General features: G+C 43.0%; 19 protein-coding genes. 3 read left to right on the forward strand and 16 right to left on the reverse strand.

Features of this window, described 5'->3' with window-relative positions; all coding sequences use genetic code 11:
- Positions 1-523 precede the first annotated feature (523 nt).
- The 14 genes from trhP to purM form a co-directional block, all read right to left on the reverse strand.
- Positions 524-1,888 (reverse strand): prephenate-dependent tRNA uridine(34) hydroxylase TrhP, encoded by a 1,365-nt coding sequence (trhP, locus tag Xish_RS14960; RefSeq protein WP_099118514.1) that lies wholly within the window; start codon positions 1,886-1,888, stop codon positions 524-526.
- A 203-nt stretch (positions 1,889-2,091) separates the two neighbouring features.
- Complete coding sequence (locus Xish_RS14965; protein ID WP_099118515.1) at positions 2,092-2,436, reverse strand: YegP family protein; 345 nt, start codon at positions 2,434-2,436, stop codon at positions 2,092-2,094.
- Positions 2,437-2,516: 80 nt separating this feature from the next.
- On the reverse strand, positions 2,517-3,227 hold the full coding sequence (gene baeR / locus Xish_RS14970; RefSeq protein WP_099118516.1) for an envelope stress response regulator BaeR: 711 nt from the start codon (positions 3,225-3,227) through the stop codon (positions 2,517-2,519).
- Complete coding sequence (gene baeS, locus Xish_RS14975; RefSeq protein WP_167383274.1) at positions 3,224-4,606, reverse strand: envelope stress sensor histidine kinase BaeS; 1,383 nt, start codon at positions 4,604-4,606, stop codon at positions 3,224-3,226. The genes baeR and baeS overlap by 4 nt, the downstream gene beginning before the upstream one ends.
- 24 nt (positions 4,607-4,630) lie before the next feature.
- Positions 4,631-7,732, reverse strand: a complete 3,102-nt coding sequence (gene mdtC / locus Xish_RS14980) for a multidrug efflux RND transporter permease subunit MdtC (protein WP_099118518.1) — start codon at positions 7,730-7,732, stop codon at positions 4,631-4,633.
- A complete protein-coding gene (locus tag Xish_RS14985; protein WP_099118519.1) occupies positions 7,729-10,884 on the reverse strand; it encodes an MdtB/MuxB family multidrug efflux RND transporter permease subunit in 3,156 nt (1,051 codons plus the stop codon). The genes mdtC and Xish_RS14985 overlap by 4 nt, the downstream gene beginning before the upstream one ends.
- On the reverse strand, positions 10,884-12,122 hold the full coding sequence (locus tag Xish_RS14990) for an MdtA/MuxA family multidrug efflux RND transporter periplasmic adaptor subunit (RefSeq protein ID WP_099118520.1): 1,239 nt from the start codon (positions 12,120-12,122) through the stop codon (positions 10,884-10,886). Before Xish_RS14990 ends, Xish_RS14985 begins: the two co-directional genes overlap by 1 nt.
- 323 nt (positions 12,123-12,445) lie before the next feature.
- A complete protein-coding gene (gene mgtE / locus Xish_RS14995; protein ID WP_099118521.1) occupies positions 12,446-13,909 on the reverse strand; it encodes a magnesium transporter in 1,464 nt (487 codons plus the stop codon).
- A 73-nt stretch (positions 13,910-13,982) separates the two neighbouring features.
- Positions 13,983-14,156 (reverse strand): YfgG family protein, encoded by a 174-nt coding sequence (locus Xish_RS15000; RefSeq protein ID WP_099118522.1) that lies wholly within the window; start codon positions 14,154-14,156, stop codon positions 13,983-13,985.
- 12 nt (positions 14,157-14,168) lie between these two features.
- Positions 14,169-15,701, reverse strand: a complete 1,533-nt coding sequence (gene ppx, locus Xish_RS15005) for an exopolyphosphatase (protein WP_099118523.1) — start codon at positions 15,699-15,701, stop codon at positions 14,169-14,171.
- A 3-nt stretch (positions 15,702-15,704) separates the two neighbouring features.
- The gene (gene ppk1 / locus Xish_RS15010) at positions 15,705-17,774 is read right to left on the reverse strand and encodes a polyphosphate kinase 1 (protein ID WP_099118524.1); all 2,070 of its coding nucleotides are present in this window, start codon (positions 17,772-17,774) and stop codon (positions 15,705-15,707) included.
- A gap of 53 nt (positions 17,775-17,827) precedes the next feature.
- The gene (gene speG, locus Xish_RS15015) at positions 17,828-18,391 is read right to left on the reverse strand and encodes a spermidine N1-acetyltransferase (RefSeq protein ID WP_099118525.1); all 564 of its coding nucleotides are present in this window, start codon (positions 18,389-18,391) and stop codon (positions 17,828-17,830) included.
- Between the two features lie 201 nt (positions 18,392-18,592).
- Positions 18,593-19,231: a phosphoribosylglycinamide formyltransferase gene (gene purN, locus Xish_RS15020; protein ID WP_099118526.1), complete on the reverse strand. Its 639-nt coding sequence runs from the start codon at positions 19,229-19,231 to the stop codon at positions 18,593-18,595.
- Positions 19,232-19,327: 96 nt separating this feature from the next.
- The gene (gene purM / locus Xish_RS15025; RefSeq protein ID WP_099118527.1) at positions 19,328-20,371 is read right to left on the reverse strand and encodes a phosphoribosylformylglycinamidine cyclo-ligase; all 1,044 of its coding nucleotides are present in this window, start codon (positions 20,369-20,371) and stop codon (positions 19,328-19,330) included.
- 224 nt (positions 20,372-20,595) lie between these two features.
- On the opposite strand from purM, the gene upp reads away from it, so the two are divergent.
- The 3 genes from upp (at position 20,596) to hda (ending at position 23,764) form a co-directional block, all read left to right on the forward strand.
- Positions 20,596-21,222, forward strand: coding sequence for a uracil phosphoribosyltransferase (upp, locus tag Xish_RS15030; protein ID WP_099118528.1), 627 nt, complete (start codon positions 20,596-20,598; stop codon positions 21,220-21,222).
- Positions 21,223-21,291: 69 nt separating this feature from the next.
- Positions 21,292-22,602, forward strand: coding sequence for a uracil permease (gene uraA / locus Xish_RS15035; protein WP_099118529.1), 1,311 nt, complete (start codon positions 21,292-21,294; stop codon positions 22,600-22,602).
- 454 nt (positions 22,603-23,056) lie between these two features.
- On the forward strand, positions 23,057-23,764 hold the full coding sequence (gene hda, locus Xish_RS15040; RefSeq protein ID WP_167383275.1) for a DnaA inactivator Hda: 708 nt from the start codon (positions 23,057-23,059) through the stop codon (positions 23,762-23,764).
- A 114-nt stretch (positions 23,765-23,878) separates the two neighbouring features.
- On the opposite strand, the gene arsC is transcribed toward hda, so the two are convergent.
- Both arsC and bepA read right to left on the reverse strand, forming a co-directional pair.
- A complete protein-coding gene (gene arsC / locus Xish_RS15045; RefSeq protein WP_099118531.1) occupies positions 23,879-24,250 on the reverse strand; it encodes an arsenate reductase (glutaredoxin) in 372 nt (123 codons plus the stop codon).
- Between the two features lie 11 nt (positions 24,251-24,261).
- Complete coding sequence (gene bepA / locus Xish_RS15050) at positions 24,262-25,725, reverse strand: beta-barrel assembly-enhancing protease (protein WP_099118532.1); 1,464 nt, start codon at positions 25,723-25,725, stop codon at positions 24,262-24,264.
- Positions 25,726-25,917 lie beyond the last annotated feature (192 nt).

The raw sequence follows: 25,917 nt of genomic DNA on the forward strand, positions 1-25,917 counted from the left end.
GATCGCTTCAGTTAATACAAATGTTGCCAAAACTTAACCATTTTGTATGACAATGAAGTGAAATAATATTTATCTGATGTGGTGATAAATATTGAAGTTATTTAGAAATCAGGCTTATTTTTTCTCAAAATTTCCTTCATTAAACTGAATAAATCCTAACTATATTTATCAAAAGATGTTTTTTTGATTATTATAAATACTATCGTCAGTAAAAGCTGAATAAATGTTCAGCTTGGATTTGGCAATATTAATTAATTTGATGGTTTCTGAAGATAAGTTGTTTTTGTTAACCGATTGAATTTATTGATTTTTATCTTGTTTGTGTGTTTATTTATGTAAAAGAAAAGGCCAGCCCAAGGGAGATTGAGCTAGCCAAGGAGGTGGTTCCTAGTCTTACAACAAAATTTTTTAGTTCTTTATTTTTCAGGGCTGATAATACGAGAAATAAATTAACATTGATGTGATCTATTTCTAAAAAAATAGATCAATTTCTTTAAAACCCTATTTTGAATTACTTTACTTATCACTCCTGTGGATGAGGTGCTCTGGTATTGCCACCTTTTAAGTTTCGCACAAGTAAAGCATAATCCAGATTAATTTCCTCAGGAATAGGAAGATAAACGAGATGCCCATCACCTGGCGCAATTTCTACGGCCTGACCTTTTTTATTTATCATAGATCCTAACGTGAAGTTAATATTGCCCGATGGAGTCATGAGTTCCAGATGATCCCCGACAAGAAATTTATTCTTCACGGCAACTTCTGCCAAGCCATTGACTCGATTACCAGTAAATTCCCCAACGAATTGTTGAGTATCTGATACGGAGTAGCCGTATTCGTAAGTTTGGTAAGCATCATGGGTATGACGACGCAGGAAACCTTCGGTATAGCCACGGTGTGCTAAACCTTCTAATGTGGTCATCAACGTTGGATCAAAGGGTTTCCCAGCAACGGCATCATCTATGGCTCGGCGATATACCTGGGCGGTGCGGGCACAATAATAGAAAGATTTAGTACGGCCTTCGATTTTCAGTGAATGAACTTCCATCTTGGTTAATCTTTCTACATGCTCAATGGCACGTAAGTCTTTGGAATTCATTATATAAGTACCATGTTCATCTTCAAACGCTGACATATATTCGCCGGGACGCTTGGCTTCTTCTACCATGAATACTTTATCGGTTGGCGCACCCTGGCCCAGTGTTGGTTCAATGTTTTTAACAGGAATAGGGTCATGCATATGGACAATATTACCAATACTATCTTCCTTGCCTTCCTGCACATTGTATTCCCAGCGACAAGCATTGGTGCAAGTACCCTGATTAGGATCGCGCTTGTTGATATAGCCTGATAACAGGCAACGGCCAGAATAAGCCATACAAAGTGCGCCATGCACAAAAATCTCAAGCTCCATATCAGGCACTTGCTGACGAATTTCAGCAATTTCTTCCAGCGAAAGCTCACGGGAAAGAATGACTCGCGTCAATCCCATTTGTTTCCAGAATTTAACTGTAGCCCAGTTAACAGCATTGGCTTGAACCGAAAGATGGATATCTATTTCAGGAAATGTCTCGCGCACCATCATAATTAAGCCTGGATCAGACATAATCAAAGCATCAGGTCCCATTTCTACGACGGGTTTTAAGTCACGAATAAACGTTTTCAGCTTTGCGTTATGTGGTGCGATATTGACAACGACATAAAAACGTTTACCTAATTCGTGCGCTTCCTTAATACCCTGTGCCAATGTCTCATGGTTAAATTCATTATTGCGGACACGCAAACTATAGCGAGGTTGTCCGGCATAAATGGCATCTGCGCCATAAGCAAATGCGTAACGCATATTTTTCAAAGAGCCGGCAGGAGAAAGTAATTCTGGAGTAAACATATTTTTTAACGTTCTCGGTCTGAGTTCAAGTCAGCCCTTACCCGGTCTTCATTGTCATTACTAAGGGTAAGGTTTAAAGGAAGGGGATTTTAACGCCTATTTTATCATTAGCACAAATACATTATGGCAATGATATGCGCCATATTTGATCGCTATGTGGGAAAGCGCGCCGTGGATACGGCGCGGATCATTAATGGTCTCTGCTAATTTTGTTTGGTCAGGTCACGAATGCTTTCGGTTGGCCCGATTTTTACGACCGATTGTATAGATTTCTTCATACTTGCTTCATTAGTATGAGTTTCACTGATAGCAATAATTTGGTGGTTTCGGGCCTTCAGGACAAAATAAGGTTTGCCTGATTTATTTTTTCTCATTTCATGGCGAGTCTTATCGGGAGAATTGACTTGCACAGAGTGAATACCTTTATGGGCCGCAGCTTTGGTGGTATACATATCACTGCTCAGAATGATGTCACCGTTTGCCGCCACCAGATTGAAATAAAATTGCCCGTTCTTTGCTTTCTTAAGATCATAATGCCCAGTAGCCATAAGAAATTCTCCTGATTGGGTAATTATCAGCTTAAGTTTAGTCCGAATTTTGTACAGTCAAAGGGTTTGATGAGAAAAATTTATATCATCAAACGACAGATTTCTGCTTCCCAACGATAACCCAATCCATAGATAGAGCGGATAAAAGATTTATCTCCATCTAATAGTTCCAGTTTCCTGCGCAAGTTTTTAATGTGGCTATCAATAGTACGGTCATTAACAATGCGATGATCGTCATAAAGGTTATTCAATAACTGATCACGAGAAAAAACTCGCCCTGGTTGGCTGGACATAATTTTGAGTAGCCGGAATTCAACCGGTGTTAATTCGAGCACTTGTTCAAAGTAACGCGCCTGAAAGTGGTTTTCATCAATGGTTAGCGCACCTTGCTCACTGATAATATCTTTCGGACGGTAGCAACGGCGCAAGATTGTTTTTACTCTGGCTACCATTTCCCTGGGACTATAAGGCTTACAGATATAATCGTCAGCCCCAATTTCTAAGCCGAGTAGCCGGTCAATCTCTTCCGTTTTTGCAGTCACCATCACAATCGGGATATCTGAACATTTACGCAGTTCCCGACAGATAGACAATCCATCAAGACCAGGCAACATAAGATCAAGCAAGATAATATGGGGATGGTATTTTTGCACATGAGCGATGACCTCATCACCACGCTTAAGCCATTGAGTTTGATAATCTGCGGATTGTAGATAATCAACCAGCAGTTGCCCCAACTTTGGTTCATCTTCAACGATGAGAACAGTGTATTGTGTGAAATGTGTACTCATTGTGTTTCAAGTTCAGACGATTTAACCAACGGTAATTCTACGTGAATTTTAATACCACCTAAAGCTGAGCTTTCCATGCGAATGATTCCATTGTGAGCTTCAACAATGTTATAGCAAATCGCTAACCCAAGTCCTGAACCTCCGCTTGCGCGGTTACGGGAAGATTCACAACGATAAAAACGTTCAAAAACATGCTGGCATTGTTCAACAGTCAATCCAGGTGCACTGTCCTGCATATCTAATATCCATTTTTGCTGATCTGAATATCCACGAATAATCACTTTTCCATGCTCATTGGTGTAACGCAGGCTATTTTCCAATAGATTATGAAATAGCTGTGTTAGCCGACTTGGATCGGCAAACAATATTACGTTTTCTTTTAAATTCAATGATAGCTTAAGTTGTTTATCCACAAAACGGGCATGATAATTTGCCACGGAGATTTGCAGTAATTCACTGACATTAACAGGCTCTTTTCTATAGGCCAATGAACCACGATTAGAAAGGGATAATAAGTGCAGATCATCCACCAGCTTGGTCAGAGTCGTCACTTCTGAAAGCAAAGAATGGATAGTTTCCTGTGTTGGTTTCCGCACGCCATCTTGTAAGGCTTCCAGTTCACCACGCAAAACAGAAAGTGGGGTACGTAGTTCATGGGAGATATCCGCCATATAATCACGGCGCATCTGTTCATTTTTTTCCAGTGTACTGGCAAGTTGGTTAAAATCCGTTGCCAATTTACCGATTTCATCTTTGCTGGATGGCACGACACGGCTGCTGAAATCGCCGGCCGCGAGTTTATGTGTCCCTTCCACTAGTCGCTTAACCGGTCTTAAGAGGCCACGAGAGAGCAGAAAAGTGACAATCAGTGCCAATAAAGTGGAAAAACCGACAATAGCCCAACTGGTGAATTGCTGCTGGTGGGCAAAACTAAGATCAGCCTGACGGGTAATTTTGTCTGATGCGCTGACAATTACCCAACCGACAATATTATTTTTATAGATGACAGGCTTGCGATAACTTTCTGCCGGAATATCATTAGAATGCCCTACCAAACGATGCATGTGAGTGTCCACAACCCAAAATTGGGGACGCCAACCATGAGGTTTGGTTTTCTGATTAGGAGTGTCACTCTGTTCAATCGTACGGATAATTTGAAATATCGCGCGATCATTCTGGGTCAGAAAATGCCAATTGCCATATTGCTGGTATTGTTCTGTCAATGCTTGTGCCAGCATATTCGCCCGATTTTGGCTATTTTGTTTGATATAGCCAATAAAGCCGTGCTGAAAGCTGAGATGAATGCCCCAGTGCATTGTGACCAATACCAGCATACAAGTGGCAAAAATTGCCAGAAAAAGTTTACTGCTGATACCCATTTTTACCTTGAATTTCATTCTGGTTTAGCTACTGGGGTCAACCATCTGAGATGGTGTCACTTTGCGATGGCGCCACTTTTCACGCAATCGGTCAAAAAACAGATACACAACCGGCGTGGTATACAGAGTGAGAAGCTGGCTTACCACCAGGCCACCAACAATTGTGATACCCAGCGGGAAACGTAATTCTGCGCCATCCCCATTGCTCAGTACTAAAGGTAAAGCACCAAACAGAGCGGAAAGCGTCGTCATCATGATCGGACGGAATCGCAATAAACTGGCCTGAAAAATTGCTTCCTGGGCACTGAGTTTACCGTTTCGTTGAGCTTCAAGGGCAAAATCCACCATGATAATGGCATTTTTCTTGACAATACCAACCAGCAGCATAATCCCAATCATGGCGATCAGGCTAAATGGCGTATTGAACAGTTCCAGAGCCAGCAAAGCACCTATACCCGCCGAAGGCAGGGTAGAAAGAATTGTCAGAGGGTGAATATAACTCTCATAGAGGACACCGAGCACCAGATAAACAGTGACTATAGCAGCCAGAAGCACCATTAATTGGGAGTTTTCACTCTTTTGAAAATCTTGTGCTGTGCCGGCAAAAGAGCTGCGTACTGTGGAAGGCACGCCCAGTTCAGTGATTGTTCTTTCTATTGCACTGATTGCCTCAGACAGCGTATAGCCTGGTGCCACATCAAAGGCAATGGTAGAAGAAGCTGAAAGTTCTTGGTGATAAACGTCCAAGGGTGCATTGGCAGGGCGCCATTGGGCAAAGTAGGAGAGAGGAATACGTTCTCCTTGACTATTAATGACAAACATTTTCTCTAACGCACTGGGATCTTGGTTATATTGCGGTGCAACTTCCATGACCACTTTATATTGATTCAACGGGGCATAAATCGTGGAAACTGGTCTCTGCCCAAAAGCGTTGTTAAGCAAATTATTTGCCTCGGCAACATTGATGCCTAAACGGGCCATAACATCACGATCATAGGTAATTGCTATTTCAGCGCCTTTAGCTTCTTCATCGCTATCGGCGTTGATATCCACCAATTGAGGTAATTTTCCCAATGCTTTCTTGACGACAGGAGTCCATTTACGTAATTCATCAAAGTCATCCGACAACAAATTAAACTGATATGTTGATTTACCTCCCTGTCCTCCTCCACTTCTCAGATCTTGAACAGGAATTAAATATAGGCGTGCTCCCGCTTCATTAGTCAGTTGACTTCTTAAGCGAGTAATAACTTGCTGGATACTTTCGTTACGTTCTTTCAATGGTTTTAGCGAAACAAACATAAAACCTGTATTAATGCTACCACCACCGGTAAAACCGACGACATTATCCACGGTTGGATCACCATCGACGACCAGCATAAATCGTTTCATTTTTTCACGCATAGCCTGAAATGAAATGCTTTGATCAGCGACCACAAACCCTAACATTTTCCCAGTATCTTGTTGTGGAAAAAACGTTTTCGGAATGCTGATATAGAGCCAGATATTCAGGGCGATAATGCCAACTAATGTCAACAATACCCAGCGAGTATGATTGAGTATCCATTTCAATGAACGGGCATAGCTTTGTTGAATTCTCAAAAATACCTTACCGAATCCTCGCGTCTGTTTCTGGGCATTTTTAGGTGTGGATTTGAGCAAATGCGCACACATCATCGGGGTTAAAGTCAGTGAGACTAACAGAGAAATCCCAATGGCGGTTGCCAAGGTGACAGCAAAATCCCGGAATAATCTGCCAAGTAATTCATCGATCAATACAAGGGGAATAAATACCGCAACGAGTGATAAGCTCATAGCCAGCACAGTGAATCCAACTTCCCTGGTTCCTTTGAGAGCCGCTTGCATGGGTTTTAACCCCGCATTCAAATGGCGGGAAATATTTTCCAGTACCACAATGGCATCATCGACAACAAATCCGGTGGCAATAGTTAATGCCATCAACGACAGATTGTTTAAACTGAAATCACATAGATACAAGGCGGTAAAAGTACCAATCAGTGATACCGGAACGGCAATTGCTGGGATCAGCGTAGCTCGGCCAGAACGTAAAAACAGGAATACAACCAGAATCACCAAGGCGACGGCAATGGCTAATGCCCGTTTTACTTCTTGCAGGGAAGCCTGAATAGTTGGCGAACGATCCTGGACAACGTTTAGCTGAATATTGGCAGGTAAGGAGGCTTGCAGGACAGGAAACTGATCACGAATACGTTGAACGGTCGAGATGATATTTGCACCGGCTTCACGACGGATAATAAGAGAAATTGCAGACTTATTTCCAGACATGCCTGCGGCGCGGATATCCTCGACAGAGCTTTTAACATCGGCAACATCCTGCAATCTGACAGGTGCTCCATTATTATAATGGACGATAATTGAGCGGTAACTGTCAGGTGTTTCCAATTCATCATTGGTGTGTAGCTGCCAAATCTGGTGATCGGAATCAATATGACCTGTCGGAAGACGGACATTGGCATTATTGATGGCATTACTGACATCGTTAAGAGAAACACCTTGATTGAAGAGTGCATTAGGGTTTAGTTCAACACGTATAGCGGGTAACGAACTGCCAATGACACTGACTTTGCTGACACCTTCTATCTGAGAAATTTTTTGAGCTAATCTGGTGGAAGCAAGATCATACAGTTGGCCCTCACTATAATTGTCTGAGGAAAGGGTCAAAATCATGATCGGGGCGCCTGACAGATTAGCTTTATAGTACCCTGGCTTGCTTGGCATACCGGAAGGCAACAAACTTTGGGCGGCATTGATGGCGGCTTGGACATCTCGTGCTGCGCCATTGATATCCCGATTGAGATCGAATTCCAGATAAATAGAAGAACTTCCCAATGAGCTGGCAGAAGACATCTCTTTTACACCGGCTATTCTGCCCAATGCGCGTTCCAGCGGTGTCGTTACCGAAGACGCCATCGTTTCCGGTGATGCGCCAGGCATAGATGCGTAAACCGTTATCACGGGAAAATCAACTTGTGGCAGTGGCGACACAGGCAGCAGGACAAAACTGAGTGCGCCGCATAGAGTGATGGCTAAACTCAGCAATGTTGTGGCAACTGGTCGCTGGATAAATAGGGCAAAGAATTTCACTGCGGCTCCTGATGATTATCTGAGGATTTATCCAGCTTTATTTGATTACCTTTCTTATTATTTCGACGATAGTGTGCTAGCTGATCAAATAGCAGATAAATCACGGGAGTTGTGAACAAGGTCAGGATTTGGCTCATAATCAGGCCACCCACCATACTGACACCTAAAGGACGGCGCAGCTCTGCACCAATGCCAGTACTCAACATCAGCGGCAATGCGCCCAGCAATGCTGCCATGGTTGTCATTAATATCGGCCTGAAACGTAACAGACAGGCTTGGTAAATAGCTTCATAAGGGGTCATGCCTTTTTCCCGCTCTGCGGCCAGAGCAAAATCGATCATCATGATGGCGTTTTTCTTCACAATGCCAATTAAGAGAATGATCCCAATGATGGCGATAATATCCAGCTCATACCCTCCAGCCATCAGCGCCAACAATGCACCAACTCCCGCAGTGGGCAAAGTTGACAAAATAGTGACAGGGTGAATAAAGCTTTCGTACAAAATACCGAGCACAATATACATGGCAACAACAGCAGCCAAAATCAGCCAGAGGGTATTACTGAGCGCATCCTGGAACGCCAGCGTTGCTCCCTGAAATTGCGTAGTGATGTCTTTTGGCATTTGGATCGCTTGTTCTGCTTCCTTGATGGCATTAACAGCTTGTTCAAGGGACGAATCTTTTGCTACGTTGAATGAAAAAGTGACAGCGGGAAATTGTTGTAGATGGTCGATAGACAAGTACCCCAATCGTTGTTCGACAGTTGCAATGGTATTCAGGGGAACCATTTTTCCATCATTACCGGTCAGATAAAGATTGTTTATCGCTTCCAGTCCTGATGAATTTTTCGTATCTTGCTCAAGGATAACGCGATATTGATTTGATTGGGTGTAAATAGTCGAAATCAAGCGTTGGCCGAACGCGTTATACAAAGCATTATCTACGGCAGCCATAGAAATCCCAAAGCGGCTAGCCATATCCCTATTTACATCAAGGTAAGCCACTAATCCCTGATTTTGCCAATTATTACCGATATCCATCAATTCTGGCTGTTGTTTCAGGGCATGTTGTAATTTGGGAACCCAGATAGCGAGTTCATCAAGTGAAGTTGCTTGCAACGTAAATTGGTATTGCGTGCGTGATATTTGGGTATCAATAGTCAAATCTTGGGTTGCTTGCAGGTACAACTTGACGTCAGGAACTTTAGCAATCCGCGCCTGTAGGCGTGGGATCACTTCGTCAATACGGTCATCGCGCTGGCTGAGAGGTTTCAACGTGATTTGAAGGCGTGCATTATTCAATGTTGGATTGCTACCATCGACACCTATAAAGGTAGTGACATTATCCACGGCAGGATCTTTTAATAACAGAACCGTAACTTGCCGCTGCTTATCTGCCATTGCATTGAATGAAATAGATTGTGGTGCTTCCAGTGTGCCCTGAATCAGGCCGTTGTCTTGCAAGGGAAAGAATCCCTTGGGGATCATGATGTAGAGTAGGGCGGTCAGAGCCAACGTACCGAATGCGACACCAAGCGTCATCCAGGGGTGATTCAGCACCCGTTTCAGGAAGACTGCATATCCGGCAATCATGCGTTCAAAGAAGTGTTCGCACGCCTGTTCGAAGCGATTGTGTTTAATATTAGCTTCGGATTTCAGCATCCTTGCACACATCATCGGTGTTAGCGTCAATGAGACAACGGCGGAAATTAAAATGGCGACAGCGAGGGTAATGGCAAATTCCCTGAACAGTCGACCGACGATATCCCCCATAAACAGCAGAGGGATCAAGACGGCGATTAACGAGAACGTCAGGGAGATAATCGTAAAACCGATTTCTCCCGCGCCTTTTAGTGCCGCGGCCAGCGGCTTTTCTCCCCGTTCAATGTAACGGGAAATATTTTCTATCACCACAATCGCATCATCCACCACAAAGCCGGTTGCGATGGTTAATGCCATTAAAGTGAGATTATTGACCGAGAAGCCGCAAAAATACATCACGGCAAATGTACCCACTAACGAAAGCGGTACGGCAATACTGGGGATCAGCGTTGCAATGGCGTTGCGCAAAAACAGGTAGATCACCATGACGACTAGCGCAATAGCCAGCAACAGTTCAAATTGAACATCCTTGACTGAATGACGGATCGAAATTGTACGGTCTGTCAGCATTTTCACATTGACAGATTTGGGCAGGCTATTGATCAATTCTGGTAACATGACGCGGATATTATCCGTAGTCTCAATAACATTAGCTCCGGGCTGGCGCTGAACATTGATGACGATAGCAGGTTTCTCATTTGCCCATGCGCCCAATTTGTTATTTTCCACTCCCTGTTCAATGGTGGCGACATCACGCAAGCGAATCGGAGCGTCATTTTTATAGGCCACGATTAAATTGCGATAATCATCGATAGATTTCATCTGATCGTTGGAAGATATGGTGATGGAGCGAGTTGGCCCATCAAAACTGCCTTTTGCTGAATTCACATTGGCTTTCGTGATGGCAGAACGGATCACGTCGCTGTCTAATCCTTGTGCAGCCAAAGCCTGTGCATTCAATTTCACGCGCACCGCGGGACGTTGCCCACCTGCCAAGGTCACCAGACCGACACCACTGACTTGGGAAATACGCTGGGATATACGGGTTTCTACCATATCTTGCACCTGACTCATCGGCAGGGCATCAGAGGTTACGGCCAGCGTCAATATTGGTGGATCAGCCGGATTAACTTTGCTGTAAATGGGGGGATAAGGCAGATCATCGGGCAACAGGTTACTGGCTGAATTGATCGCCGCCTGTACGTCTTGCTCTGCCACATCCAAGGGCAGTGATAGCTGGAATACCAATGTGATAACAGAAGCACCACCAGAACTTCTGGATGACATTTGCTTTAAGCCGGATATCTGGCCAAACTGGCGTTCCAGTGGGGCAGTTACAGCGGATGTCATCACATCTGGATTGGCACCAGGATACAGTGTTACCACCTGAATAGTTGGATAATCCACTTGTGGCAATGCGGAGACTGGCAGCATTCGGTAACCCATTAGCCCAGCCAGCAAGATCGCAATCATGAATAATGTCGTGGCAACAGGGCGCAGGATAAACAGGCGGGATGGTCCTCCGCCTGTGATTGGAGAATCAGCTTGCATCAGGAATTCTCCAATTTATCGTTTGATTGTTCTGAATTTTTTTTCTTTTGATCCGCATCGAGTGCTTCAATGGTCAACGGTTTGACAATCTCGACCTTAGCGCCTTCGGTCAGGTTGTCAATGCCATCAGTAACGACTTGCTCGCCTGCTGACAGTCCACTATTGATGACCACCAGTTGATTATCTTGCAGGCCTGCAACGACCTTATGTTTGCTAACTTTGTTCTCTTTATTCACTTTCCAGACGAAATTTCCGCTATTTCCCATTTGTAATCCAGCCACAGGGATCACAATGACATCGCTCAGTGTGTTGACTTTCATCTGAATATTGACGAATTGATTAGGAAACAGCACATTATCTTGATTATTGAATTGAGCCTTCATCTTGATCGTGCCAGTAGTAACATCAATCTGATTATCAATACTGATTAGTTTTCCTTGCGCCAATGGCTGCTGATTGTTGCGATCCCACGCAACGACAGCTACATTTTTGTGATCTTTTTGCGCCTTTAGTACAGCACCGATATCGTTCTCAGGCAGGGAAAACAGCACATCAATGGGATCGACTTGCGTTATGACAACGATTGGCGTTGCTCCTCCACCAGATACATGATTGCCAATATCGATGCGTTTTAATCCGACGCGACCGGAAATCGGGGCTGTAATACGGCTATATGCCAATTGCAGCTTGGCTTCGTCGATATCTGCCTGGTCGGATTGTAAACTGGCTTCACTCTGGCGAACCAAAGAAATTTGTTTATCCAGATCTTGCTGAGATATAAGTTTACTTTTCGCCAATTGCTGAAAACGGAGTAAATCTTGTTTAGTGTTAGCTAATGTGGCCTGATCTTTGGCATATTGCCCCTGTGCCCTTGCCAGTTTGACTTGAAAGGGGCGGGGATCGATTTCCGCCAGCAAATCCCCTTTTTTGACGAATTGACCTTCATCAAAGTGCAGGGCGACTAACTGACCCTCCACTTGGCTGGTGACAGTAACGGTATTTGCCGCCAGGACCGTTCCTAATCCTACTAAGTAATGAGGTACTGATCTGATTTCAGCCGTCGCTGCCTGCACCGGTGGTTGAGCGGAGTCAGATATACTCTGTTTTGATTTTGAATTCTGAGAGTTACCTGCTGATGAAGGGGCGTTGAAGTATTTCCACGCAAAGAAAATTGCCCCGATGATCACGGCTAGCACCGCAGCAAGTCGGAAAAAGTAGGAACGGCTTTTATTATTCATTTGCTCGACATTCTCTTAGTGTTGTGGCGGTAATCAATCATGCAGCATCTTATGCTAAATTAGATACAAGAATATATTATTAGTGTAACCAACAGTAATTCGTCAATAATGAAGAAAATGTGGAGGTTATGTCAAAAACATAATGTTTCTGATAGTGATTTTCCATAGTATTTGCGATGAAGTATCCAATAGGATACAGGGAATTATGTTATGGGGATTTGTGCAGCAGCAAGATGAATCATCACTATTATTAATGATGGCGATTATAAAGACACTATTTGTCACCATCATCATATAGGGGAAACGTCTTTAATTAAAATAAGCTAAACCAAAAATAGCGTTGCTAATCCTAAAAAGATAAAGAAACCGCCGGTATCGGTAATGGCAGTAATCATGACACTGGAACCAATGGCGGGATCTCTTCCCAGTTTCATCATAATAAATGGGATCAAAACTCCCATCAGCGCAGCCATCAGTAGGTTTAATATCATCGCCATTGTCATGACTCCCCCCATAGCAAGGTCACCATAAAGCAGATAAGTGATGACGCCCATGATCCCTCCCCAAATAATGCCATTGATAAAGGCAACACCAAGTTCCCTTAATAGCAGGTAAGAAAAGCTACCCGTCTGGATTTGATGCAGCGCGAGTGCGCGAACGATCATGGTGATGGTTTGGTTACCAGTATTGCCACCAATGCCTGCTACGATGGGCATTAAGGTTGCAAGAGCAACGAGTTGGGAAATAGTATGCTCAAAGAGTCCGATAACTCGTGATGCCACGAAAGCGGTACACAAATTGATGGCAAGCCATGTCCAACGGGTTTTGACAGCCTGACCAACCGGAGCAAAAACATCTTCTTCGCGGCTTAAGCCCCCCATTCGGCGAATATTGGTGTCAGTTTCTTCACTTAAGGTATCAACAATATCTTCAACGGTCAGACGTCCCATTAAGCGCCCGTTATTGTCTACCACGGCGGCCGAAATCAGGTCATAACGTTCAAATGCGCTGGCGGCATCTTCACCTTTTTGCTCCGGTAAGAAAGTAACAGTATCCATATTCATGACTTCGGAAACTAATTTATCCGGTGCGTTGGTCAGCAAAGTGGTAAGTGGCAACTCTCCCTGTAGGCGATTTTTGCGGTCAATAACAAAGATCTTATCTGTAGTTTCAGGAATAGCATCTCGGGAACGTAAAAAGCGCTGAACGGTGCCGAGTGTAACGTTGCTTCGCACTGTCACGAACTCGAAATCCATCATTTGGCCGATGCTGTCTTTATGGTACTGCAATACTTCTCGGATGCGGTTGCGTTGACCTGGTTCTAAATAGGTCAGCAAGCGCCGAGTGGTATCACGAGGAAGATGTTCTGCGATATAGGCTTGTTCATCTACGTGCAGTTTACCGATGGCACGCAACAGTTCAACATCAGTCATGTCCTTGATCAAATTATCCCAAACAGGAATCGAAGCTTCTACCAGAACCTCACCGCGTTGGTTATTGTCGATCAAACGCCATAAAGCAAGACGTTCATCATAAGGTAAAGCTTCCAGAATATCGGCAATATCGGCAATATGCAGGCTGGACAGCAGTGTACTGACTTCCTCTATTTTCTCTAATAATTGTTCGTCACTGATTGCTGAATGTTCATCAGCCTGACCTAATAATGTATCGACAAACAGCTTATCGTGGATAAATAGAGCAAGCAGACGCTGACGAATATGTGCCAGTCTTTGGGAATACTGACTGACAATAGTTGGATTATCAGGTGTAAAGGTCGATTGTGGCATAGTAAACCTTTAAGGCAGAAAATAAGGCGAAAAATCGGCGATTACAATGATATCGCCATAAATTTGACAGCTATTAGATATTATATTCTGTTTTCGAACCAGTTAGTGGCGTCACCGATTGTTGCTGGGTTTGCTGGTGATGTTCCAATGCTGCCATAAATGCATAAATAAAGCGTCCAAAGAAAATGAAGAAGCTGATAAACAGTACCAATTTTATAATTTGAACAGTTTTCTTTTTCTTTTTCATAACGCGATATCGTTAAGTCGATTCCTCTTCAATGTGTAAGTGCCAGCCAGCCACATCATCCCAGTAACTTTGCTCTTGCTCTAGATCGAGCAACACAAGCGCATTTCGTTTTAAATAGTTTTTGGGTAAGTAGAGCGTCCAATGACTATGATCAGTTTCCAGCCGCAAAGTATCCGGTGTTGTGGTAGCCTGCCGTTGATTATTTAACAAGGTTGCTAATCGCAATATCTTAAGCATGGGAAGATACTGTTTTTTCTTAAACAGATAGAAACGAGGATGCTCATGTACTTTAACCGCTTTGCGGTGGTAACGTACTAACGTTGCCAGCAACGATTGTTGCTCTTGGGTAAACCCCGGTAGATCGGTATGTTGCAGGATGTAAGCTGAATGCCGTTGCAATCCACTCAGATTGATGCTTAGACCGATTTCATGCAGCATGGCTGCCCACAGTAGAATGGATTCCAGTTGTGGATGTATTCGTTTGGGGTTTTGCTCTGACCATTGGTCATAAAGGTTTTTGGCGGTACTCCAGACGCGAGTTGCCTGTTCTCGATCGATATTATAGTGTTCGGCAAGGCTTTTGGCCGTTCGCTGACGAATATCCTGATGGCGAAAACGATCTTCCATTTCATAAAGTACACCTTCCCGTAATGCGCCATGAGACAAGCGTAATTCCTGAATATGTAAGGCATCAAAAATACCGCACAAGATTGATAATCCGGGAACAAAAGTTTGTTTACGGTCATTAGATAATCCCGGCAATTCCAGTGCATTGAAATTTTTATATTTCAGGATACGTTTCACCAGCATGTTTAGACGCTCTGGCGTAATCAGGCCATCTTTCTCACCCAGTTCGACCAAAAGTTCGTGTATGGCTTTGATCGTTCCTGATGCGCCTAAAGCAAAATCCCAGCCTTTATTTCGAAATTGCCAGACGAGATTTTCCAATTTTTGCGCCGCCTGGAGTCGTGCCTTGTGAAAATTATGCTCATTGATTGTACCGTCTGGAAAGAATTGGCGGGAAAAACTGACACACCCCATCCGGCGGCTTTCAATCAATAGCGGTTCGAAATCTTCACCAATGACCAATTCCGTCGAGCCACCGCCAATATCAATCACCAATTTCCGGCCTTTTTCTGGTTGTGTATGCTCAACGCCCATGAAAATCAGGCGGGCTTCTTCATGCCCAGAGATAATTTCAATGGGATAGGGGATAACTTCCTTTGCCTGTTGTAGAAATTCTTGTACGTTGGTCGCTTCACGTAAACTATGCGTTCCCACCAAACAGACATTACCAGCGGAAAAACCTTGCAAGCGCTCAGCAAATAGAGCAAGGCATTTCAGGCCACGGTTTATGGCTTCCTCGCTTAATTCATTTTTACTGTTTAAACCATCGGCAAGATAAACTCGTTTCTTTAAACGCCCAATAACCTGTAATGCGCCATTGACGATACGGGCGATTACCATATGAAAGCTGTTGGAACCCAAATCAATAGTGGCAATTTCTTGTGGTTTGGGCATTGGAATATCGTGTTTCAACGGCATAGATCAGGCTCTTGGTTCTGGTTGTTCAAGGTTTTTCAGATAATCATAAACAGCAAGCTGCGCGCGGATTTTACGTTTATTTCCTCGCGGAACATAGCGATTGCCCAATTCTTTATCAATATAGCGTGCTTTTACGGTATCACTGAATTGCAGTTCAAGGATATCCATCACTTGTTGTTTTAATCTGGGGTCGAGCAGACAAACTGCGACCTCAATGCGATAGTCAATGTTACGGGTCATCCAATCGGCCGAAGAAAGGAAAATTTTTTCGTTGCCTTTGTTGGTGAAAACATAAACGCGATCGTGTTCCAGAAAACGATCCACAATACTGGTGACTTGAATGTTTTCACTAAAACCGGGTTGATTAGGAACCAAAGAGCACATACCTCGTACAAGAATGCGGATTTTGACGCCCGCTTCAGAGGCGTCATACAGGCGATCTACCAACTCCCTGTCTACAAGGTTATTGATTTTCAGGGTGATACCTGCCAGTTCACCGGCTTGTGCATTTTCGATTTCCTGAGTAATCAGTCGATTGAGCATCGCCCGCGAGTTTTGGGGAGATACCATTAAATTATCAAATGTGACAGGCCGATAAGGGTTTTCAATGAAATTAAATACCCGACGAACCTCATTGGTCACTTCAGGTTTAGCGGTCAGCAGAGAATAGTCGGTATAGAGCCGCGCTGTTTTTTCGTTAAAATTTCCTGTACCAATATGGGCATAACGGATAATTTCTTCCCCTTCCAGGCGCGAAATAATGAATAGTTTTGCGTGAATTTTCAGACCAGGAGCGGAGAAAATAACATGTACACCGGCTTCAGTAAGGCGTTTTGCCCAATGAATATTAGCTTCTTCGTCAAAGCGTGCCTGTAACTCCACCACGACGGTCACTTTTTTGCCGTTGTATGCGGCATGGATCATGGAATCAATAATGCGTGAATCTTTTGCGACGCGATAGATATTGATCTTGATCGAAAGAACACTGGGATCGAAAGAAGCCTGACGCAGCAGTTCCAGCACATGTTCGAATGTGTGGTAAGGATAATAAAGCAGAACATCCCTTTCACGGATAGCGTCGAATCCGTTGCGGAAATGCTCGAACCAAGTATGGCGCAGGCGCGGCACGGGTTTATTCTGGAGATTTCGATTTCCTTCATTGGGAAATTTGATGAAATCTTTAAAGTTATGATAACGGCCACCTGCAATCACCGAGTCATCATTGGATAATCCCAGCTTGCTACGCAGTAGTTCTACCATTTCATCAGGCATATCACGCTGGTAGGCAAACCGTACAGGCTCTGCCGTCAGTCTCTGTTTTAGCGTGGAAGACATCAGTTCCAGCAGGCTGGATTCCATCTCTGTTGCCAGATCATATTCGGAATCACGGGTCATTTTCATCGAATAAACGTTCAAAGTATCGTAATCGAAAAATCCTTTGAAAATTTCATCCAGCGTGTAACGCAGAATATTATCAAGTAATATCATTGACTTGCGTTTTTTGGGCATTTCTGGAGGCAAATTGACGAAACGTGGGACTTTATCTGATGGAATTTCCAATAAAGCGTATTGCGTTTCTTGCCCATGAATAATTTCAACGGCCAAATAGGTGTAATCATCTTTAAGAAACTCAACTAAATTAGTTTCTGGGTTGATGACGATTGGCGTGATATGTGGTCGCAAATGCTGGCGAAAATATTGCCGCAACCAGATTTGTTGATTTGGGGATATCTGCCGTTCATTGATCAAAAAAATCTGGTTACGAGCCATTTCCAGCAGTAAATCGTTATAGAGGGCATCAAACTCTTGATCGATTTTAGCAACCTTAGTTTGGATCTTTTTCAACAATTGGCGGGCAGCAGTGGCTGAGCCTTGTTCTTCACTGATAAGAATGCGCCGCTTTACATCGGCAAAGCGTACTTTATAAAACTCATCTAAATTATTGGAGTAGATCCCTAAAAACCTCATTCTTTCAATCAACGGGTTACTTTTGTCAGCCGCTTCCTGAAGTACACGTTCGTTGAAAGAGAGCCAACTGAGTTCTTTCTCGGTATAAAGACGATCGTGGGACATGACTACTCCTTAACTACTTCATTGGGTTTTCCACTTAGTTTAATGGTTGGCGTTTAACGAGCCGATGTGCTGGTTTGAACTTCATGGGTTTTATTGGCGAAATAGAGGTGCTGGAAAGTACACATTCTGATAGCCGTATGATAAGAGCCGTTTACAAAAAATTCATCGATTAATTCACCTTCAATATAAAATCCCAATTTATTGTATATATGAATTGCTTTCGTATTCTCTTTATCAACGATCAGATACAGCTTGTAAAGATTTAAGACAGCAAACGCATATTCCATCGCCAGTTTGACCGCTACCGCTGCGTAGCCCTGTCCTTGATAGGCTGGCGCGATGATAATCTGGAACTCTGCACGGCGGTGGACATAATCTATTTCGACTAATTCTACCAATCCAACTTTGGAATTCAGGCTTTCGATAATAAAACGGCGCTCGCTTTGGTCATGAATATGCTTGTCATAGAGGTCGCATAATTCAACGAAGGCTTCATAAGGCTCTTCAAACCAGTAACGCATGACACTAGCGTTATTATCAAGTTGATGAACAAAAGGGAGATCTTCCCGTTCAAGAGGACGTAAATTTACCGATGGATTTTCCGAACCACTGGACATTGGATACCTCAGTGTTTTGTAGTGAAATCTATAGGGTATAAATATATTAGATATTGAATAATGTTCGAATAAATAATTATTGCCAGATAAATCAATCCAAAATAGCAACTTACAGCAAAGTTTTACTGAAATATAGCACTTAAAAAATTTTATAACAAAATCCGTTAACACAGAGCTGTAAGTTGAAGTCAGCTAGATAAATTATTCCGATGCGTAACCTTGTGGAGGCAGAACTTTGCCATCCATAATTGCATTATTGCCTTCCATAACCAATCGTTGATCTAAAAACCAGCCGATGACCAGAGGATAAATATTGTGTTCTTGGGTTTGTACACGTCCGATAACGTCTTCTTCTTTATCTCCCGCAAAAATCGGCACCTTAGCCTGTAAAATAATAGGGCCACCATCTAATTCTTCAGTCACGAAGTGGACGGAAGTACCATGTTCTCTATCACCGTTTTCAATGGCTTTCCGATGGGTGTGTAGGCCTGGATATTGCGGCAAGAGAGAAGGGTGAATATTGAGCAGGCGTCCATAATAATGCTGGACAAATTCGGGCGATAAGATCCGCATGTAGCCAGCTAAAACCACTAAATCGGGTGCGTATTGGTCAATGGCTTTGAGTAAGGCGATATCATAATTTGTACGATCCGCATAAGCTTTCGGGTTGATAAAAGAGGCAGGAATATCTGCTTGTTCAGCACGTTGCAGGCCATAGGCATCGGCATTATTACTGAAAACGGCAGCAACATAGCCATTAATTCGGTTTTGTTGGCAGGCATCTATGATGGATTGAAGATTGCTGCCATTGCCGGAGACTAAAACAACAATTTTTTTCATAACGGGTTTTCACTGAAGAAATTCATTGATTAATATGCTTTTCAATTTTCAAGTTACAGCCTTGGGCTGTAACTTGAAATTAATCAGACAAGATATTTATTTTGTAATAACGACAGGTTGCTCATCGGCATTAAGTTCGGCAATTGTACCGATTTGCCATGCATTTTCGCCTGATGCGGTCAGATACGAAATAGCCTGTTCTACCTGAGATTGAGGAAGTGCGATTATCATACCAACTCCGCAGTTAAATGTGCGGTACATTTCGTGTTCGCTGACATTACCGGCTTGCTGTAACCAGGTAAAAATTGCCGGCCATTGCCAACTGTCAGCGTTAATTCTGGCTTGCATATTTTCTGGCAGAACACGCGGAATGTTTTCCCAGAAGCCGCCACCAGTCAGATGTGCAATCGCATGAACATCAATTTTTTCAATCAGTTCAAGAATGGCTTTGACGTAAATTTGGGTTGGGGCAAGTAAGTGATCTGCAAGTGGTTTCCCTTCAAGCTCGGTAGTCTCTGGATCAACCTGACTTACCTCAAGGATTTTACGGATCAAAGAATAACCATTGGAGTGTGGTCCGCTGGATGCAAGTGCAATCAGGGCATCACCAGTCTGAACCCGACTGCCGTCAATAATTTCCGATTTTTCAACAACACCAACGCAAAAACCCGCGACATCATAATCTTCACCGTGATACATGCCGGGCATTTCTGCGGTTTCGCCACCGACTAATGCACAGCCTGCTTGTTTGCAGCCTTCTGCTATGCCCGTGATGACACTGGCGGCTGTATCAACATCCAGTTTGCCAGTAGCATAATAATCAAGGAAGAAAAGAGGCTCGGCGCCTTGCACAACCAGATCATTGACACACATGGCAACCAAATCAATTCCGATAGTATCATGACGCTTCAAGTCCATGGCCAGACGCAGCTTAGTACCAACGCCATCTGTACCGGAAACCAACACCGGTTCGCGATATTTCTGTGGCAGGGCACATAATGCACCGAAACCACCTAATCCTCCCATCACTTCGGGGCGACGGGTCTGTTTTACGACACCTTTGATACGATTGACTAAGGCATTACCAGCATCAATATCGACACCAGCATCTTTATAGCTAAGAGAGGTTTTGTTGGTCACTGCGTAGCTCCCAGGCGGTTGCATTTTTATGAATAAAACAGAACGGTGACAATTCTAACAGTCTAAGCAAACGTTTGCGATAGCTTTATATCGGTTTCCTGTTAGATCGGGAACGAAGAAAATCGCTTGTTAGCGATAAAAATTAATAGATTGGTGGTGGTTTGATACTGAAAAGGAGTTATAATCCCGCGATTTTTTTATCTGCCGGCTATTAGGAGAAACCCATGAAAATCGTTGAGGTTAAACACCCGCTAGTTAAACATAAACTTGGCTTGATGCGAGATCATGATATAAGCACAAAACGCTTCCGTGAACTGGCATCAGAGGTGGGAAGTCTTCTGACATATGAAGCAACTGCTGATTTGGAAGTTGAGAAAGTGACCATTAACGGGTGGTGTGGTCCGGTAGAAATAGACCAAATAAAAGGGAAAAAGATTACGGTAGTCCCTATCCTGCGTGCGGGCTTAGGGATGATGGATGGCGTACTGGAAAATATCCCCAGTGCACGGATCAGTGTTGTGGGTGTATATCGTGATGAAGAAACGCTTGAGCCAGTACCTTATTTTCAAAAATTAGTTTCTGATATTAATGAACGTATGGCATTGGTTGTCGATCCTATGCTGGCAACTGGTGGCTCAATGATTGCTACCATTGATTTGCTGAAAAAAGCGGGATGCCCTGTCATTAAGGTATTGGTTTTGGTTGCTGCACCGGAAGGGGTCGCTGCACTGGAGAAAGCTCATCCTGATGTTGAATTGTATACTGCGTCGATTGATAAATGTCTTAATGAACATGGATACATCGTCCCTGGTTTAGGGGATGCAGGTGATAAAATATTTGGCACAAAATAATATTTATAGCCGGCTGAAAAGTCGGCTTTTTTTTGGTTTCTAGCAAGATGATATAAGAGGGTATCCATAATGACTCGTCGAACTATTGGAGTAGAAGAAAAACCTCCTTTGGCACAGACTATTCCTTTAAGTTTGCAACATCTATTTGCCATGTTTGGTGCAACCGTTTTGGTTCCTATTTTATTTAAAGTGAATCCTGCGACAATTTTGTTGTTCAATGGCATTGGAACATTACTGTATTTGGTGATTTGTAAAGGGAGAATTCCGGCTTATTTAGGCTCCAGCTTTGCTTTTATTTCACCGGTATTGTTATTACTGCCTTTAGGATATGAATTGGCATTAGGTGGATTTATTGTCTGCGGGTTGTTGTTTTGTTTGGTTGCCCTGCTTGTAAAAGTTGCAGGAAGGGAATGGATCAATGTGATGTTTCCTCCGGCAGCGATGGGAGCCATTGTTGCCGTGATTGGCCTGGAATTGGCAGGTGTTGCTGCTGATATGGCGGGATTGCGTCCAGCGGCAGGCACTGAGGTTAATATAACCAACCTGACCATATCTATGGTTACGCTGGGCGTGACAATTTTGGGTTCGGTAGTCTTTCGTGGTTTTATGGCGATTATTCCGATTCTGATTGGTGTTTTGGTAGGTTATGCGCTGTCATTTTTCATGGGAGTTGTCGATTTAACACCAGTGCGTGAAGCGCCGTGGTTTGCATTGCCGACGTTCTATACCCCACGTTTTGAATGGTTTGCTATTATGACAATTTTACCTGCGGCGCTGGTGGTTATTGCAGAACACGTTGGGCATTTGGTGGTAACGGCAAATATCGTACAGAAAGATTTATTGAAAAATCCTGGCCTGCATCGCTCAATGTTTGCCAATGGTTTTTCAACGATGATTTCGGGTTTCTTTGGTTCAACACCTAACACGACTTATGGTGAAAATATTGGTGTTATGGCACTTACCCGTGTATACAGCACATGGGTGATTGGTGGTGCTGCGGTGATGGCAATATTACTTTCCTGCGTTGGTAAATTGGCGGCAGCTATCCAAATGATCCCAATCCCAGTGATGGGGGGTGTTTCCCTGTTACTGTATGGTGTGATTGGTGCATCAGGTATTCGAGTTTTGATTGATTCGAAAGTTGATTACAGTAAGGCACAGAACTTGATCCTGACCTCCATTATTTTGATTATTGGTGTCAGCGGAGCGAAAATTCAGATCGGTTCGGCAGAATTGAAGGGTATGGCGCTTGCAACTGTTGTGGGAATTGGTTTAAGTCTGTTTTTTAAATTGATAAGCTTCATCCGACCAGAAGAGCCGTATATCAACTCTTCTGTGAAATCAATTAAACATGATAAGAAGAGTGAAGTGGTAGAATAAAAAATATTAATGAAATTTATTGAAAAGGGCTTTTTAAAAGCCCTTTCTATTTTTTAAAATTATTTTCTTTGCCATTTGGCTTTGTCATTTATAACGATAAATTTTTCCTTTAAAAATAATATCTGTCGTTAATTTCTATTGAAAATAACGTAAGAAAAATAAGTTAAACTCTTTGGAAATACAGTATATTCTTACTATTAGTGCTTACTTTTTACTGTTGTCAATATCGACTATTGATAGTATGGGATTATCAGATATATGAATTTTTATTCTGGAATAGGTTATTTCTGACTTGTGCAGGAAATAGGAATGATTTTGTCATTGGTCGTAAATTACCCATTTTATAGGGAAGTATGCTTTGGTGATAATCTCCTGTTTTAAACAAAGCATTCGTTTCATTTATAGAGACTTTTTGTGGTAGACTTAGCACTGTTCGTTATCCATTCTGTTTGAGGTGCTTCTGAATACACCGTCGCAGCTTTCATTACCATTATATTTGCCCGATGATGAAACTTTTGCCAGTTTCTTTGCAGGTGAGAATACTTCCTTATTAGCTGCAATAAAATTGGCTACTAGTCAGTCACACGGCAGTTATATCTATTTCTGGTCCCGCGATGGCGGGGGTAAGAGCCATTTGCTTCACGCAGCCTGTGCCGAATTATCCCAACAGGGAGAAGCTGTAGGATATGTGCCACTGGATAAACGCGCTTATTTTGTCCCTGAAGTCCTTGATGGTATGGAGCATTTATCATTAGTATGCATCGATAATATTGAGTGTATTGCAGGTGATCAGGAATGGGAAATGGCTATTTTCAATCTTTACAACCGCATTGTAGAAATTGGCCGAACTTGTCTTTTAATCACCGGTGATCGTCCTCCACGGCAAATTAACCTGACGCTACCGGATTTGGCATCTCGTTTGGATTGGGGGCAAATTTACAAATTACAGCCTCTGTCAGATGATGAGAAAATCCAGGCATTGCAACTACGGGCAAAATTACGGGGTTTCGAATTACCTGAGGATGTGGGGCGTTTTGTATTAAAACGGCTCGATAGGGAAATGCAAACGTTGTTCAGAACCCTGGATGAACTTGATCGAGCTTCCATTGTGGCACAACGCAAACTCACGATCCCGTTTGTAAAAGATATCCTTGAGCTTTGAGTGAATAAAGCAGTAAGGAAATAAGAACAGAATAAAAAAAGTGATAGAAATATATTCTCTATCACTTTTTTATTGAAAAACGTTCTTATTGAAACCATTTTTATTAAAAAATAGTTACAGCAGAATTTCTTTAACTTGCTCAGGGGGACGTCCCAAACGCGCTTTATCACCGACAACAACGATCGGGCGTTCTATCAATTTGGGATTTTCAACCATCGCCTGGAGCAATGTGTCTTGGGATAATGTGGCGTTGTCCAGATTTAATTCTTTGTAGAGATCTTCTTTAGTGCGCATTAATTGGCGGGCATTTTTGAAACCGAGTTGTTGTAATAGTATGGCAAGCTGTTCTGTTGTAGGTGGTGTATCAAGATAGTGAATGATTTCCGGTGTAATACCGAGTTCTTCAATCAGCTTAAGGGTTTCACGGCTCTTTGAACAGCGAGGATTATGGTAAAAAATCACTTTTCGTGTATCAAAATTTTGCATGTAAAAATCCTCTATTTATTATATTGGGCATAACTTTGTTGTAGTTGGCGCAATTGATCAATACGGGCATCATATCTCTTTTGTTCATCACTGCCCAACTTGGCCAACGCACTGGCTTTGCCAAGTTGTTCTATAGCGGAGTTAAAATTACCTTGCAATGCCATGATTTCTGCATAAGCGGCTAGTTCATCATTATGTTTTCCCTGCGCTCCGACAGCTTTTCTTAACAGTATCCAGCCGTTAAGATCGTCAGGGTGATTGAAAGTATAACGAAACAGAAGTTGTGATGCCTGAGAATATTTTTTATCCATAAAATAGGCATTTGCAAGATTAACTTGCAATATCGGATTGCTTTTCAGTTTCTTGAGTGCATCCTGCAAGCGAGCGATGGCGTTGGCATACTGTTTTTGCCCGATATCAATATCCGTCATGGTATCAATAAACCAAACGTTATCCGGTTGTTTATCTAGCAATGGAGAGAGTATTGCTCTGGCTGCGGCATACTTTTTATCTTCAGAAAGCAAAATAGCACGTCCATAGGCAGCAGCGAGCTGCTCTTTAGCGGTGCCCTGACTGTATTTCTTTAGCCATTGATCAATATAGGGACGTTGATCGGTTGAATACATTGTTAAAATACGGACACGGGCGAACAGAAAATCCTGAGACTCTGAAACGGCTTTAGTGGGATATTGGTTTGCCCGATTACGGGCGTCAGCTAAACGGCTGGCCGGTAATGGGTGAGTGTATAGCATTTCAGGTAACTTGGAGCTATAGCGAGATTGATCTACGAGTATTTGCATAAAATCAGGCATGCCGTGTGGATCAAATCCCGCCCGACTGAGCGTTTGTATTCCAATACGATCAGCCTCTTGCTCATTCGATTGGGTAAAACTGATCATGCCTTGTTGGACGCCTGCCAGTGTGCCACTGAGTGCAGCCAGGCCAGCTTGTGGACTGGCTATCATAAGCAAAATAGCACCCAATGTACCGGTCCATGCCAGAGGGCTGGTACGTTTTTGTTCTTCTATCCATCGTGCCAGATGCCGCTGTGTAACATGGGAAATCTCATGAGCCATGACAGATGCCAGTTCACTTTCATTATTACTATAGCGAAATAGGCCGGAATGAAGAACAACATTACCACCAAAAAATGCGAGGGCATTAATATTCGGGTTATCTATCAGATAGAAATGGAAAGGTGTTTTGACTGAATCGGCGTGAGTGACTAATTTTTGCCCTAACTGATTAATATATTGAGTTAGCAGCGGATCATAAATTAGAGGAGCTTGGGCCCTTATCGAGCGTATATATAAATCACCCATAGCCATTTCTTGGTTGATGCTGAGGGTTGCTCCCGCTGTGGTGCCGATATCCGGTAGTGAATCTTCAGCCGGTGCAGAGAATACAGGAGGATTTCCCAATAACAACAGGCCGATAAAAATCGTTATCAAAGATTTTCTGGGTGTTTTTCTCATAAAGCGATTCTCATAAAATAGTGTGCTCCGTTTTTAGCTATCAATTTCATGAATACTTTTATGACAAAGAGTACCTTAAAATTATTAATTGTAATAAACTTTAGCGAAAAATACTCATTAAGTATTGTCCCCAAAAGTTGTACTCTGGACTGTGTCCGTACATTCTCTTAAGTCTGGCCGGACAAAAATTGG

Source organism: Xenorhabdus ishibashii (assembly GCF_002632755.1).
Lineage (GTDB): Bacteria > Pseudomonadota > Gammaproteobacteria > Enterobacterales > Enterobacteriaceae > Xenorhabdus > Xenorhabdus ishibashii.